The sequence below is a fragment of the Zunongwangia sp. HGR-M22 genome, from assembly GCF_027594425.1.
Classification (GTDB): domain Bacteria; phylum Bacteroidota; class Bacteroidia; order Flavobacteriales; family Flavobacteriaceae; genus Zunongwangia.
In genome coordinates, this window is record NZ_CP115159.1 from 4,008,509 (window position 1) to 4,023,763 (window position 15,255).

Here is a 15,255-nt window from a genome sequence, read left to right on the forward strand (position 1 = left end):
AAACGGGCTTTTTTTATATCCTACTTCATTTTATTGATTTTGAAATCGTAGCGATTTCAGGATAGCATCCAATTCAAAAACATGATCTCTTTTGCTGCTGGCAGGTCTAAATACAAATCCTTCAGCTATAACATAGCGATTATTTTTTTCATCCTTAATCGCGTAGTTTACAAAAGGTCCCGCCATAAAAGCGTTGTTAACCTCCCAGGTGCCACGAGTTTCGTAAGCAAAGTGGCCATCGATTTTAGTTTCAAATAAATAAGGTGCATAAGCTTCCTCGGTAATCATATAACTTCCATCAACAGGACCTGGAATATATTTTTCCCCTATACTATCACGCATTTTTACAATATTAGCGATTACGCTAGAGTCATTATCGATGGTATTTAAAGGAACTTCGTATACTAAAATTTCCATTAGCCCTTTAGGAATTTCTTTTCTTATCCAAATAAAATCGTCCTCTTTAGCTGCATATCTGTAGGCTGTTGGGAATTTTAAAGAAACGCCAAAAGTCTCTTCTAAATCTTCGTCAGATTCTATAGACTTCCCTATTCTTCGTTGTTTTTCTTTGATTTCTGTAGCTTTTAAAACATCGATGATACTATCTGAAGATGCTTTAATTCTATCAATTATTTGTTGCTGACTTTGCCCGCTGATTATAATTCCGGTTTGAGGAGTAGCGTATTCATTCTTCAAGATTGCTAGGCTATCGGCGCCTTTCTCTACTTTTAGAAAAATTCTGCTACGGCGAACAAAACCAGAAAAGGTTTCTGAAGGAATCTGGCTTAAATTGAATAATGGCTCTTCTTGCGGTAAACCTTCTACGGGCGCTGCTAGGTAATCTCTTACAGCATCACCAACCTGGCCTTCCCACAAGCCATTATCCATAACTATAGTTAACTGATTGATGTTTCCAGAAGAATCTGCCAGTATGCGTTGTTCTGGCTCTTCAGATTTGTCTTTGCAGGATAGAATCGTTAGGAATAATAATGCGAGGAATACTAGTTTTTTCATTTTACTGGATTGAATTTAAGTTTGGTTTTTAGCCCTTAGACACCTTAATTTTCATACCTGGTTTAAGGCGTGTACTGCTCATATCATTCCATGTCCTCAAATTCTGTACCGTAACGCCAGGAAACTTCTTAGAAATACTCCATAATGAGTCTCCTTGCTGTACAATATAAACTTTCGTATCTTTTTTTCCTGTACTCTTAGAGCTTTTAGTTGCCGAAGCACTAGCGGTTTGTGTAACAGGTTTTCTTGGGTATATCGTTAGATATTGGCCCACTCTAATATTATTCCCTCTTAAATTATTCCAGCGTTTAATGCTACTAACTCCTACTCCGTGTTTTTCTGCTATTCTTCCCAAATAATCACCACTACGAACTCGGTATCTTATTCGATCTTCGGTTTCTACGTATTTTGGTAATCTCTTTTCGTTATTAGCAATATCCTGTTCAGCATACTTGTAAATTGCAGCTTCATTATTTACAAAAGCTCCTGTTTTTGTTCTAGGTAAGCGAACCACATAATTTTTATCTTCAACAAAAGGAATAATGTCCAGCTTATAACTTGGATTTAAAAACTGTAATAATTCTTTATCGACACCACTTACTTTGGAAATATGATCGAACGTCAACATTTCTTTAACCCGAATAGTGTCTGTCTGAAAGTATGGAATTTCAGGTCTTTTTGGTTGAAAATTATGCTCTTCAGCATACTCAAAAATATATAGTGTTGCTAAAAACGCAGGAACATAACCCGCCGTTTCTCTAGGTAAATACCTTCTAATTTCCCAATAATTTGTAGATCCACCACTTCTTCTAATCGCTTTAGAAACATTACCGGGACCAGAATTATAAGAAGCCAACACCAAATCCCAATCTCCAAAAACTTTGTAGAGTCTAGATAAATATTGTGCTGCAGCCTCTGTAGCTTTTAAAGGATCCATCCTTTCATCTACATAAGAGCTTACGTTTAAATCGTGCATTTTACCTGTGGTAAACATAAACTGCCATAATCCGGTAGCACCAACTCTAGATTTTGCTCTGGGATTTAAAGCAGATTCTACTATGGCCAGATATTTAATTTCAAGCGGAATATCGTACTTATCCAATTCCTGCTCAAACAATGGGAAGTAATAATCACTAAGTGCCATTAAGCGTTCCATAGCCTGTTTATTGCGCTTTAAATACATTTTTATAACGCTTTCCAGACTTGGATTATATTCTATATTAAATGGTGTTCTGGCATTTAAATGAGCCAAACGGGCTTTTAAAGTATCGGTTGGTAAATCATCATAAACTACTTGCTCATAATCCTGTTCTGCAATAGATTTTTGCATGGTTTCAAAAAGATCTGAACTGGTGAGCTCTACACGCCAAACAGAATCAATTTTAGCGGCTTTTGGTAAATCTGATAAGGAAACTTTAGAAGAGTCTCTAATGATTGCAGAAATAGGTAATTTTTGCTGAAATTCAGGATCTGGATCGGCAAGTATAATTTCTGTACTATCTACTTTTTGAAAAATCTGAACTCTAAAGTTGGCTTTTTCGACCTGCTTTTTAGATCTTTCTTTTTGTTGAGCATTTACAGCAAACACTGCAAACAACCCAAGCAATAAACATACTTGCTTCTTCATATAATTAGAACCTGTTTACCTGATTTAGGAATTATTTATTTAATTTTTTTAATCATCACTTCTAAGTAAGAACCTCGAAACTGATTTTCGAGGTTCTTTAATTAAATAATATATGATCAAAAAGTATTCCTTATTTCTCGATAATCGAGATTTAAAATATTTAAGGGTTTTATTATTTACTAATTGCTTCGATACCCGGCAAAGATTTACCTTCCAGCATCTCTAGCATTGCACCACCACCGGTTGAAACATAGCTTACTTTATCATCAAAACCAAATTGCTTAACCGCTGCAACAGAGTCTCCACCTCCTACAAGAGAAAAAGCCCCATTTTTGGTCGCTTCAGCAATAGCTTTTCCTAATTCGATAGTTCCGTTTGCAAAGGTTTCCATTTCGAAAACTCCTAATGGTCCATTCCAAAGGATAATCTTAGATTCAGCAATAACATTTGCAAAATGCTTTAATGTTTCTGGACCTACGTCTAGTCCCATCCAACCATCAGGAATGTTATCTACAGCTTCTACCTGCGTACTCGCTTGTTCTGAAAAACTATCTGCAATTATAGAATCTACAGGAAGGTGAACCTGCACTCCTTTTTCTTTTGCTTTCTTCAATATATCCAAAGCTAATTCCTGCTTATCGTCTTCTACAAGTGAATTACCAATGTTACCGCCCTGCGCTTTGATAAAAGTATAGGTCATACCACCACCAATAATTAAATGGTCTACGGCATCTAAAATATTTTCGATAACAGTAATTTTAGAAGACACTTTTGCTCCACCTAAAACTGCAGTTACCGGCTTTTCTTTACTATTTAATACTTTATCTAAACTTTTAATTTCCTTAGCTAATAAATATCCAAAGCATTTATCTTCAAAAAACTTAGCCACAATTGTAGTGGAAGCATGCGCTCTATGCGCCGTACCAAAAGCATCGTTTACATAGATATCCCCTAGTTGTGATAATTGCTTAGCAAATTCTTCGTCCCCTGCTTTTTCTTCATCATGGAAACGTAAATTTTCAAGCAAAAGTATTTCCCCAGATTCTAAATCGTCGGCTGCTTTTTTTACTTCAGCACCTACACAATCTTCTACAAATTTTGGTTCTACGCCAATAATTTCAGAAACTTTACTTACGATATTTTTTAAAGAAAATTTAGATTCTTTACCATTAGGACGACCCAAGTGAGACATCAATACAACGCTACCACCATCTTCTAATATTTTTAGAATAGTAGGTTTGGCAGCTTCTATACGATTGGTATCTGTAACTTTTAGATCATCATTAAGTGGCACATTAAAATCCACACGAATTAAAGCCTGTTTATCTTTAAAATTAAAATCGTCTATTGTTTTCATAATTTTGGTTTATTACAAATATAATTTTTTCCGAAGATATAAAAGCGCATATAAATTTTATATTTGCTCATGCTTTTTTCAGAAATCGTTGGATTACCACATATAAAAAATCACCTTACTACTACGGCAGATAACAGCCGTATAGCACACGCGCAATTATTTGTAGGAAGTAGCGGAAGTGGAACCTTACCTATGGCTATTGCTTATGCCCAATATTTGCTTTGTAAAAACACTAATGGGGAAAATGATAATGGCAATGCTTCCTGCAACATGAAATTTAATAATGTTTCGCATCCCGATCTCCATTTTGCATTTCCGGTGGCTACCAATCAAACTATAAAAAGCCATCCAGTTTCTGCAAATTTTATGGAAGACTGGCGAAGCTTTATAAAAAATAATCCCTACGGAAGTTTAACCGATTGGTACGAACATATTGGTATTGAAAACAAGCAGGGACAAATTGGTGTAGATGAAGCGCAGGATATCGTTAAATCTTTATCATTAAAGGCCTACGAGGGTGGATTAAAAGTGATGATTATCTGGAGAGCCGATCGCATGAATATTGCAGCTGCAAATAAATTGCTAAAACTAATTGAAGAGCCGCCAAATAAGACCATTTTTATTTTGATTGCTGAAGATGAGGAGCAAATTATACAGACCATAAAATCCAGATGTCAAACCCTTAACTTCCCTCCTCTTGCAGAAGCTGATATTGCTGAAAAATTGATTGACTTAAATGACATGGATCCTCAGGAGGCTGCATTAATAGCACATCAATCTAACGGCAGTTTTACCAAAGCTTTACACCTTTTACAAAATGATACAGCAGACGACCAATATGAACAATGGTTTATCAATTGGGTGCGCACCGCCTTTAAAGCCAAGGGAAATAAAGCTACGGTTTTAGAATTAATTAGCTGGAGCGAAGAAATTGCCGGGATGGGACGCGAAAAACAAAAGAGCTTTTTGTTGTATTGCCTCGACTTTTTTAGACAAGCGTTAATGATGAATTATAAGGCTGAAAATCTTGTTTTTCTTTCACCAAAAACCAAAGGATTTCAGCTTCAAAAATTTGCTCCTTTTGTTCATGGCAATAATATTTTGCCGATAACAAAAGCACTGGAAGATGCTATTTATCATATCGAGAGAAACGGAAATGCAAAAATAATTTTAACAGATCTTTCTATTAGGCTAACTCGGTTTTTACACATAAAATCTGCTTAAAATGAGGAATATCGATTTTGAAATAGCATTGCTATCAATATTGGTGTTTTTACTCATCACTTTTTTTATGTCTTTTTTTGAGAAGATTAGTGATTATTCGGGTACAAAAGCATATATGCAATCCCACTTCAAAAAGACATTTCTTGCTGGTAAAATTAGTTATATGTTACCAATATTGGTGATTGTAGAGCTTCTAGCCGTTATTTTACTATTATTATCAATTTCAAACTACTTTTTTAGCTTCAGTAGCTTCAATTTCAGTCGATTTGCGCTTATAAGTTGTGCAGTAAGCTTAATGATGCTCCTATTTGGGCAACGTGTTGCGAAAGATTACCAAAGTTCAGCAGGAATCACCATTTATTTTATCCTCGTGGTTATTGGATTTTTCTTGTTAGGGCTACAATAACCGGTAAAATTTACTCTGGCATCAACAATTCTAAGAATGTGTAAAAATAGCAAGATTTTAAACCTTGATTATCGAGCATAAAAAAAGCCCGATTGGAAAAATCGGGCTTTAGAATTTATAAACTGAATAATTTATTCTGCGGAAATAGAATCTGTTTTTCCTTCTGCTGAAGTTTCTGTAGAACCTCCGCCATAAGTTTTATTTAATTCTTCTAAAACTTCATCTGTAATATCTAAACCTTCTTTAGCGTACATGATATTTGCAGATTCATTGCTTCCGAAGATATATGTATAACCATTCTCTTTTCCGTAATCGGCAACAAAATCTTTAACCTTGTCTACAACTTCCTCGATAGCCGAATCGCTATCAGTTCTAAGCTGCTGACCGATCATTTGTTGTTGTTGCTGTAACTGTTGTCCTTTTTGTTGAAGCTCTTGTTCTTTAGCTTGTCTTTGTGAAGCAGACATCGAGCTCATCCCTTGCTGATATTCTTGAACTTCTTTTTGAAATTGTTGTTGTGGCCCGGTGATTAATTGAGTTAATGAATCTCTTCTTGCCTCGAATTTAGATTCTACATCTTTCATTTCTTTGTAATCCTGAATTACACGAGTAGTATCTACATATGCAGTTTTTTCCTGATTACAAGAGATTAGAGAAATTGCGACTGCACCTATGGCGATTATTTTTTTCATCTTCTAAAATTTTAAGTGAAGCAAATGTAAAAAAGTAAAGACGTAAACCTAAGCTGAATTTTATACTTTTTTAACAGGAAATAAGTAAATTAGATAAATTTATAGCTATTCGAGATGATATCAATATTTTTTATCAAAAATGGTTAATTTTAAAGCTATCTAAGCTACGTTCTCATTTTCTTAATCCGTTTACATATTATAACATACTAAATAAGCTTAAAACGGCTCAAAATTGAAAATTTAATACTTTTTAAAGAAATAAACCATAGAGCTATATTCTCCAGTGGATGCTGCGCTTAAATTCGATTTTAAACCATTGAAGAATGCCGAAATTAAATTTTGCTTCCCAGTCTTATGTTTTTCTGAAAGTAGGCTTACATAAAATGAATCAAAGATTAATCCGTTGGAATGAATAAGATCGTATCCATTTTCGAAAAATAATTTTTGAATTCCAGATTTAGAAAAATGCCAAAGATGTCTTGGCACATCATAGGCAGCCCAAAACTCTTTATAAATTTTAGCATCTTTACTTTTAAAATTAGGAACGGCTACAACTAGAATTCCGTCATCTTTCAGCAAACGATTAAATTCTTTAAACTGATGTTCTAAATTTGGTACATGTTCTAAAACATGCCACATAGTAATAACATCGTACTGATCTGAAACTTCTACTAAATCGTTCTTGAGTTCTAGATTCTTTAAAGCTGCATTTTTCCGTGCAACCTCATTCGGCTCTACTCCATCAACTTCAAAATATCGCGAGGCCGCATTTAAAAAATCTCCAGTACCTGCACCAATATCCAAAAGCTTTCCCTCTTTTTTTTGTTTTATGATCCATCCAACTTTTTTCTGGAGCATATAAGATTTTACCGTATTGTACAATTTATCGGTAAAAGATTTTGAAGCATCGGTATGAGAAATATAATCTTCGCTCTGGTAATAAGTAGATAAATTTTCTGGAACCGGAGAAGTTTTTAAAATATCATAATGTTTCCACTTTTCTAAATGATATTCTTCTCCACTAACTAAATAATCTTTACAATAAAAATCTGGTTGCTTCACTTAAGGTAATGCTTTAAAGTTTTTTTGATATTCAAAAAATTCATATTCTAATTTTTCTAGATAAATTCTTACCCGACTAGAATATAATGATGAAGTTGAAATATGATCGACGCCATCAACATCACTTACCTGAATATTTACAAAGAATTTAATTGGACCAGTATTATCATCGTTGTCATTATCAACAACAGATTCATCATCGTGTCCTAGAATGTTATTAAAAAAAGTCTCGGCAACTGGAATAGCAGTATAAACCTCTCGGTCATCCTTCACATCAACGGTCATAAAAAACTCTTTTTTCAGCTCAGGAAATAAAACAACTTTGCTTCTCACTAAATCATCTTCTCTTTCCAGATTTAAATAATGTTTAAACCAGGTTTTAACCGTTGGCCGTTGAAGTCTAGTTTGAAATAAATAATTAGTTAAACCTTGGTTATCTTCTACAATTCTGGAACCTTCAATATCGGGAACTGAATGTGTAGTTACGCGACAGCTCAACACTAAAAAAACGCCCGCTAAGATTACAAATTTTAATTTCATTCACTAAATGTTCCACGTGGAACGTTCTTGATTATCGACCCATATAAACTAATAAAACAGAAACATCATTAGGACTCACACCGCTAATTCTTGATGCCTGTGATACGTTCGTAGGTTGTACTTTATTCAGCTTTTCACGAGCTTCATAAGACATCGACTTAATCTTTGAATAATCAAAATTCTTAGGAATTTTTACATCTTCTAAACGATTAAGCTTATCAGCGTTATTCTTCTCTTTTTCGATATATCCTGAATACTTTACCTGAATTTCCGTTTGCTCCAACATTTCAGTATCCAGTTTATTTTCCTGAATATATTCTTCTACTCCAGGAAACTTTCTAACATCTTCCATGGCAATTTTAGGTCTGGAAAATATTTTAAATATTTTATCAGACTGTTTCATAGGAGACGAATTATAATCAGCCAAAACAGGATTCGCATCCTCCGGAACAACACTAGTATCTTTTAGAAAAGAAACAAAATCTAAAGATTTATCCTTCTTCTCTTCCATTTTCCGCATACGATCTTCAGAAGCTAAACCTAAATTATAAGAGCGCTCTGTTAATCTAAAATCTGCATTATCTTGTCTCAATAAGGTTCTATATTCGGCACGCGATGTAAACATTCTATATGGCTCTTCTGTTCCTTTTGTAATTAGATCATCGATTAGAACACCAATATAAGCTTCGTTTCTTTGCAGAATAAAAGGATCTTTTTCCTGAACTTTTAACGCTGCATTTATACCAGCCATCATTCCCTGGCAAGCTGCTTCTTCGTAACCGGTTGTTCCGTTTATTTGCCCGGCAAAATATAAACCTTCAACCAACTTTGTTTCTAATGTATGTTGCAATTGTGTTGGTGGAAAATAATCATATTCTATTGCATAACCCGGTCTAAAAAATTTTACATTTTCAAAACCGGCTACAGATCGTAATGCATTAAATTGTACATCTTCTGGCAAAGAAGTTGAAAACCCATTTACATAAACTTCAACCGTATTCCAACCTTCAGGTTCTACAAAAAGTTGATGACGATCTTTATCAGCAAATCGATTAATCTTATCTTCTATGGAAGGGCAATAACGTGGCCCTAAACTTTTAATTCTCCCATTAAACATAGGAGAACGATCAAAACCTGAACGAAGAATATCATGCACTTCATTTGAAGTGTAGGTCATATAACAAGAGCGTTGTTTTGCTAATGGTTTCGTTTCATCTGAATAAGAAAATTTACCCGGTATTTCATCACCAGGTTGCTCGATCATTTTAGAATAATCCAGAGAACGACCATCCACTCTTGGCGGTGTTCCCGTTTTCATTCTTCCGGCTTCAAAACCGGCATCGATTAAATCCTTAGTAATCCCGGTTGCGGCAGCTTCTCCTGCTCTACCTCCACCACGTTGTTTATCGCCAATATGGATTAATCCATTTAAAAAAGTTCCATTTGTACAAACTACAGATTTAGATTTTATTTCAATACCTAAAGAAGTACGAACACCTTTAATTTTACCTTTTTCGATAATTAGACCATGAACCATTTCCTGATAAAAATCAAGATTAGGTGTTTGCTCTAACCTCAATCTCCAATCTTCTGCAAAACGCATGCGATCACTTTGCACACGCGGACTCCACATCGCAGGCCCTTTAGATTTATTAAGCATTTTAAATTGGATAGCGCTGGTATCACTTACCAAACCACTATAACCACCCATCGCATCAATTTCTCGAACGATCTGTCCTTTTGCGATTCCGCCCATAGCTGGATTACAACTCATTTGCGCGATATTTTGCAAATTCATTGTAATTAATAAGGTACTACTACCCATATTCGCTGCTGCAGCCGCAGCTTCACTACCGGCATGCCCAGCTCCTACAACAATTACATCATACTCCTTATTGAACATAAAAACTTATTCTATATTAAGATTGTTCCACGTGGAACAATTCTATTTTTTCCATTTCCTTTTCACGCATTAAGGCAGCATCCTCTTCGGTTTTATCTTTATAGCCGCAATAATGCAAAACCCCATGTACTAAAACTCTTTTCAATTCTGTCGCAAAATCTTCATTATATTCCTTTGCATTTTCCAGAACGCGTTCTGTACTTATATAGATATCTCCATTTAAAAGATTACCTAGAGAATCATCAAAACTGATTATATCGGTATATGTATCGTGGTTTAAAAAACGCTGATTGATATCTAAAAGATACTCATCATCACAAAAAATGTAACTTATTTCACCTAGTCGTTTTTCTTCAGAAGAAATTACACGAGAAAGCCAAGATTTGTAAATTTCTTCCTCGCCTAAACTAAAATCATTTTCAGAATAAAAATTAATAATGCCTTCCTGATTATTCATTGAAATAAGTGTTAACCCTGTTCTTTAAATTTTGGCGCAAAGGTAAGATTTGTCTATCTAATATCTCAATGCTATTAAAATATTCTTTAGCATCCAGTTCTTTACTATTCGACTCATCTTCAAATTGCAAAGAATTGGTTTTACTTTCCCTTTCTTCTCTCTCCCCTTTCTCGTTTAATGAATTATTTAGATCGAGCATTTTTTGATTTAATTGATCTAAAGCATCCAATGAATTATCATTAATATTATCCTCTAAAATGTCATTTTCTAAACCTTCGAAATCTGAATTTAGATCATCCATATTCATTCCGTTTTGTTTTAGAATTTCTTCAAGATTTCGCTTTATCTCTTCTTGGCGTTTATAAATTTCAAATAGCTCAGCTTGATTTTCTTCCTTGCCTTCAGGTTCGGATCTTTGGCCTTTCATTTGTTCCTCCATTTCTTCACCCAGTTGTTTTTGCTGCTGAATGATATCTTGTAATTGCTCTCCAGACGGAGAATCACCAGACTTTGAACCAGCGCTCATCTGATCATTCATATTATCCAGAATCTCATTGAGTAAAACAGCCAAATCATTGGCTCCGGTAATCGTATATTGCTGTGAAGACAATGCTTTTGCCAAACGAACTTCTGCCAATTCCTCGAGAGAATGATCTAGATTAAAAGAAACATCCTCTAAAAACTCAAATACCTTTTCGGCTATAAATTGATTTTTTAAAGCTAAAGAAAATAAACTATCATCGACATGTTCAAAGTTCTCTTTTAGTTGGTACTGTTCTTTCAATCTATTAGAAAATTCGGGACTTTTAGAATCTATGGCGCCAAAGTTCTCCATCAACTTTTCCTGTTCAAAAGAGAATATTACGAGATTATCCAATACCTTTCTAAGACTTTCAATGTCTGCCTTTAATATCTGCATCTCCATACTAGCCGAACTCTGTTTCATCTCTGCTGCCAGTTTCTTCATTTTTTCTCCTGCCTTATTTTGCTCTTGAGAATATGATTTGTTTGAATCCCAATCAGCATCTTTCTTTAATTTCTCTAAATCATCTTTAATTTCATCTTCAGATTTAAGATCTCTCTCAAGCGATTTTGGACGTTTTAGCTCTTTGTTTTTTTGATCGAGATCATTTAATTCCTTTCTCAATTGATCGAATTCGGAATTAATTTCATCTTGAGATTTACCCAGACTATCCAGATTTTTTTGCTCCTCCCCTAGCCTATCCAATTTGCTAGCTAATTGATTAAATTTCTGCTCTACGTAAAATTGTTTTGTTAATTCCACCAATTGTTCCAAACTACGTTTAGATGATTTTTTATTTTTGGACAATTCTTCCAGCTTTTTCTGCAAATTCTCATTGCTAATTTTATCTGAATATTCTTTTAATTCATCCAAAAGTTTCCTGTTATCTTCAAGCTTCTCTTGACCACTTTCAAGACGTTTTTTTAGATCTTTACTTTCACTATTATCCTTTTCCGTATTCGATAATTTCTCTTTTATATCTTCAGAAAACTTTTCCATCAAGGCATTTTCTCTTTCCTGGTTTTTTATAAAAGATTCTAATTTTTGCCTCTGCTCATAATCAAATTCTTTATTCTCCAATTGATCATTCAGCAACTTTTCTAAATCATCTTCTTGCTTAAATTTCTCAAATTCTTCGGAAAGATTATCAATACTTTTTTCCTGATCTTTTAGATTTTTATCCAGAAATTCTTCTGAAGTTTTATTGTAAAAAGTAAAATATTCCGTTGAGGCGGATTTCGCACCATTTACCTCATCATTATCGAAAACCTGAAAAAAATATTCATAATTTTCACCTTCTTCAATCCTAATTTCTCCAGGAAATGAAGCATAAAACTGACTAATAGTTTTACCATCAAAATCTATAGATTTGCTTAAGAATTTATCGTCTCCTATTTTACGATAGCGTAAAACCAATTTGGATAAGCCATAATCATCACTAATTCTACCGCCATAAAATTTGGCATCTGTTTTTAACGAATCTATTTTTTCGTCCACCTCTATTTTTGGTAATTTATCTTTAACTACATTTAACTGAAATGATAAAGGCTCATAATTTTTAATATTCTTATTGCTAGTAGAAATCGTATAATTTAAATCTTCTAGCACCTTTTTCTGAAAAAAACTATCAACATTATAGGTAGAATCGCTAGTCTGAAAGTTGACAGCTTTAGTATTTTTATGTTGAAATTTCCAATTTACCACCGTTCCTTCAGGGATAGTAAGGTTACCATCACCCTTAACTGAATCGGTTTGGCGATTTAAATAGTTTGGAAATTCTAAGTTTACGCTGAAATTGATAAGTTTTGGAACCGAGATAACTTCTAAATTATAAGTTCTAGAACTTATATTATCTGCAAATAGCCTAAATTCTTGATTTTCAGTAATATTCTTAAATAAATAGGTGAACCTCCCAGGCTTCACTTGCTTCATAAAATACTGTGCATCTCCTAATTCAATTTTTAATTGATGTGGAATTTCTTTTCCAACAGTATTTACTTCAAGCAAAAAATCTTCGCCTTCTATAATCTTCAGCTCATTATTCAGCATAAAGCTAAAAGGTGCTGGTTTTTCATACACCTTATTATAATTATTTATACGATTAAGAGAATTAAACATCCACTCACCTCTTCCGCTAATAATAAGTGCTATAATTAATAAAATCGGAATACAAGCTATGAGCACATAATTGCGATATTTCGTTAAACTAACAGCCTTGGAAAAATTATAGAACTTTAGATCAGAAGATTTTTGACGAATAGCAGCATCAAGAAATACAGAGTTATTCTGGGATTTCAGTTCGATAAGATTAAGCAATTTGTCATCAATTTCCGGAAAGTAATTTCCAATCATTTTAGCCGCTTCCTTATCTGAAATTGCACGATTAAGATTCAAATACTTAATTAAAGGAAAACCGATAAAGACAATCAACAAGCTTATCTCAACTACAATAACCGAAATAAATAACGCAAATCGAACCGAGGAATCGAACCATAGAAAGTTCTCAAAAACTAACAAAATAAGCAGATAAAAAATACCGATAAAAAGAAACAACGCACTTCCCTTTATCAATAGATTTAATTGATATTTTTTAATAAAAGCTCTTAATTGAATTTTTATCGCTTCAAACTCGGCCATAATTTCTTTCTTAATCTTTACACAAGTATATCAGTATATCTAAAATTATAGCGATGCTATAAACCTCATGTTTTTTATATAGGAATTAAGTTCTATAAAAGTAAACAATATAAAAACATAAATTAAGGATGTAGATTTTTCAAAAAAATCCTAGAAATCCATAAGTCAGTTATTTTAGGATTGCATAATTTAGGTTGTATCTTTGCCATAAAAATAAGCATTTATGTCTTCTAAGGTACGCGTAAGATTTGCACCCAGCCCTACGGGTCCACTACATATTGGTGGGGTAAGAACAGCATTATATAACTACTTATTCGCTAAAAAACACGGCGGTGATTTTATTCTTAGGATCGAAGATACCGACCAGAATCGATATGTAGAAGGAGCAGAACAATATATTATTGATTCTTTAAACTGGTGTAACATTCCTTACGATGAAGGACCGGGTAAAGAAAAAGATTGCGGGCCATACCGCCAAAGCGAACGTAAAAGTCTTTACAAAGCTTATGCAGATAAGTTAATTGAAAGCGGAAATGCATATTACGCTTTCGACAGTGCAGAAGAACTTGATAAGCATAGAAAGTCTCACGAGGCTGAAGGAAAAACATTTATCTACAACTGGCACAATCGTGAAAAACTAGAAAATTCTATTGCATTGCCTGAAGAGGAAGTGAAAAAAAGAATCGAAAATGGCGAACATTATGTCGTTCGTTTTAAATCTCCCCAAGACGAAATTCTTAAAATTTCTGATGAAATTAGAGGAAATATGGAGATCGATACCAACATCCTTGATGATAAAGTTTTATATAAAAGCGACGGAATGCCAACCTATCATTTAGCGAATATTGTAGATGATCATTTAATGAAGATCTCGCATGTAATTCGTGGTGAAGAGTGGTTACCATCTTTGGCTTTACACTTTATGCTTTACCGAGCTTTTGGTTGGGATGCACCTAAATTTGCCCATTTACCGCTAATTTTAAAACCACAGGGTAAAGGAAAATTAAGTAAACGTGATGGTGATAAATTAGGCTTTCCTGTGTTTCCTTTAGAATGGAAAGATCCTGAAACTAAAGAAATTTCAGCCGGATATCGCGAAGATGGATATTTTCCTGAAGCGGTAACCAACATGCTTGCATTTTTAGGATGGAATCCTGGTACCGAACAGGAATTCTTTAATTTAGAAGAACTTGTTGAAGCATTCGATCTTAAACGAGTACATAAAGGCGGTGCTAAATTTGATCCGGAAAAAACAAAGTGGTTTCAACAGCATTATTTACAAGAAGCCGATAATGGATATATTGCAGAAGAATTTTCTAAACACTTAGAAAAGAAAGAAATTAAAGTTTCTAAAGAATACACGCAACATGTAGTGGCTTTGGTTAAAGAGCGTGCTGTTTTTATTGAAGATATTTGGGAACAAGGATTTTACTTCTTTGCCTCCCCTACTTCTTACGATCCAAAAAATACTAAAAAAGCATGGAAAGAAGGAACTAATGATTTAATGAACGAACTTATTACAGTTTTAGAAGCTACGGAAGATTTTAAAGCTGAAATAATTTCTGAAAATGTAAAAGACTGGATTAAATCTAAAGAAATTGGATTCGGAAAAGTAATGCAACCTTACCGAATCGCTCTAGTTGGCTCTTTACAGGGTGTAGATCTTTTTGAAATTTCTGAAGCTATAGGAAAAGAAGAAACGATTAACAGAATTAAGCAAGCACAAGAAACGCTTGGCTAGTATTCTAATAAAATTTGAAAAAATAAAAGGCTTCCAAAAACTGGAAGCCTTTTTTATATGTTTTAAGCTATC

Annotated in this window: 12 protein-coding genes; 3 read left to right on the forward strand and 9 right to left on the reverse strand. The window is 33.9% G+C overall.

Annotated features, from left to right (window positions below):
• Positions 1–30: 30 nt before the first annotated feature.
• The 3 genes from PBT91_RS17440 to PBT91_RS17450 form a co-directional block, all read right to left on the reverse strand.
• The gene (locus PBT91_RS17440) at positions 31–1,014 is read right to left on the reverse strand and encodes a DUF4837 family protein (RefSeq protein ID WP_270059735.1); all 984 of its coding nucleotides are present in this window, start codon (positions 1,012–1,014) and stop codon (positions 31–33) included.
• Positions 1,015–1,042: 28 nt separating this feature from the next.
• Positions 1,043–2,641 (reverse strand): lytic transglycosylase domain-containing protein, encoded by a 1,599-nt coding sequence (locus PBT91_RS17445; protein WP_270059736.1) that lies wholly within the window; start codon positions 2,639–2,641, stop codon positions 1,043–1,045.
• A gap of 172 nt (positions 2,642–2,813) precedes the next feature.
• Positions 2,814–3,998, reverse strand: a complete 1,185-nt coding sequence (locus tag PBT91_RS17450) for a phosphoglycerate kinase (protein ID WP_270059737.1) — start codon at positions 3,996–3,998, stop codon at positions 2,814–2,816.
• A 69-nt stretch (positions 3,999–4,067) separates the two neighbouring features.
• Between PBT91_RS17450 and PBT91_RS17455 the strand changes: the two genes are divergently transcribed.
• On the forward strand, positions 4,068–5,222 hold the full coding sequence (locus PBT91_RS17455; protein ID WP_270059738.1) for a DNA polymerase III subunit: 1,155 nt from the start codon (positions 4,068–4,070) through the stop codon (positions 5,220–5,222).
• A 1-nt stretch (position 5,223) separates the two neighbouring features.
• Positions 5,224–5,628 carry a DoxX family protein gene (locus tag PBT91_RS17460; RefSeq protein WP_270059739.1) on the forward strand — a complete coding sequence of 135 codons (405 nt, stop codon included), beginning with the start codon at positions 5,224–5,226 and terminating at the stop codon, positions 5,626–5,628.
• Positions 5,629–5,759: 131 nt separating this feature from the next.
• Here PBT91_RS17460 and PBT91_RS17465 read toward each other — a convergent pair whose 3' ends face one another.
• The 6 genes from PBT91_RS17465 to PBT91_RS17490 form a co-directional block, all read right to left on the reverse strand.
• Positions 5,760–6,320, reverse strand: a complete 561-nt coding sequence (locus tag PBT91_RS17465) for an OmpH family outer membrane protein (protein WP_270059740.1) — start codon at positions 6,318–6,320, stop codon at positions 5,760–5,762.
• 240 nt (positions 6,321–6,560) lie between these two features.
• Positions 6,561–7,382, reverse strand: coding sequence for a class I SAM-dependent methyltransferase (locus PBT91_RS17470; RefSeq protein ID WP_270059741.1), 822 nt, complete (start codon positions 7,380–7,382; stop codon positions 6,561–6,563).
• A complete protein-coding gene (locus tag PBT91_RS17475) occupies positions 7,383–7,922 on the reverse strand; it encodes a hypothetical protein (protein ID WP_270059742.1) in 540 nt (179 codons plus the stop codon). It abuts the gene before it with no gap.
• A 31-nt stretch (positions 7,923–7,953) separates the two neighbouring features.
• Positions 7,954–9,825, reverse strand: coding sequence for a tRNA uridine-5-carboxymethylaminomethyl(34) synthesis enzyme MnmG (mnmG, locus tag PBT91_RS17480; protein WP_270059743.1), 1,872 nt, complete (start codon positions 9,823–9,825; stop codon positions 7,954–7,956).
• A gap of 16 nt (positions 9,826–9,841) precedes the next feature.
• Positions 9,842–10,264, reverse strand: coding sequence for an rRNA maturation RNase YbeY (gene ybeY, locus PBT91_RS17485; protein WP_270061488.1), 423 nt, complete (start codon positions 10,262–10,264; stop codon positions 9,842–9,844).
• 10 nt (positions 10,265–10,274) lie between these two features.
• Positions 10,275–13,442: a DUF4175 family protein gene (locus PBT91_RS17490; RefSeq protein WP_270059744.1), complete on the reverse strand. Its 3,168-nt coding sequence runs from the start codon at positions 13,440–13,442 to the stop codon at positions 10,275–10,277.
• A gap of 223 nt (positions 13,443–13,665) precedes the next feature.
• Between PBT91_RS17490 and gltX the strand changes: the two genes are divergently transcribed.
• On the forward strand, positions 13,666–15,183 hold the full coding sequence (gene gltX / locus PBT91_RS17495) for a glutamate--tRNA ligase (protein WP_270059745.1): 1,518 nt from the start codon (positions 13,666–13,668) through the stop codon (positions 15,181–15,183).
• The last annotated feature ends 72 nt before the right edge of the window (positions 15,184–15,255 follow it).

What these genes read in the sequence shown, in the direction of transcription:
- gltX (WP_270059745.1), top strand. Translation starts at nt 13,666, where the DNA reads ATGTCTTCTAAGGTACGCGTAAGATTTGCACCCAGCCCTACGGGTCCA.
- PBT91_RS17475 (WP_270059742.1), bottom strand. Translation starts at nt 7,922, where the DNA reads ATGAAATTAAAATTTGTAATCTTAGCGGGCGTTTTTTTAGTGTTGAGC.
- mnmG (WP_270059743.1), bottom strand. Translation starts at nt 9,825, where the DNA reads ATGTTCAATAAGGAGTATGATGTAATTGTTGTAGGAGCTGGGCATGCC.
- PBT91_RS17450 (WP_270059737.1), bottom strand. Translation starts at nt 3,998, where the DNA reads ATGAAAACAATAGACGATTTTAATTTTAAAGATAAACAGGCTTTAATT.
- PBT91_RS17440 (WP_270059735.1), bottom strand. Translation starts at nt 1,014, where the DNA reads ATGAAAAAACTAGTATTCCTCGCATTATTATTCCTAACGATTCTATCC.
- PBT91_RS17460 (WP_270059739.1), top strand. Translation starts at nt 5,224, where the DNA reads ATGAGGAATATCGATTTTGAAATAGCATTGCTATCAATATTGGTGTTT.
- PBT91_RS17490 (WP_270059744.1), bottom strand. Translation starts at nt 13,442, where the DNA reads ATGGCCGAGTTTGAAGCGATAAAAATTCAATTAAGAGCTTTTATTAAA.
- PBT91_RS17455 (WP_270059738.1), top strand. Translation starts at nt 4,068, where the DNA reads ATGCTTTTTTCAGAAATCGTTGGATTACCACATATAAAAAATCACCTT.
- PBT91_RS17465 (WP_270059740.1), bottom strand. Translation starts at nt 6,320, where the DNA reads ATGAAAAAAATAATCGCCATAGGTGCAGTCGCAATTTCTCTAATCTCT.
- PBT91_RS17445 (WP_270059736.1), bottom strand. Translation starts at nt 2,641, where the DNA reads ATGAAGAAGCAAGTATGTTTATTGCTTGGGTTGTTTGCAGTGTTTGCT.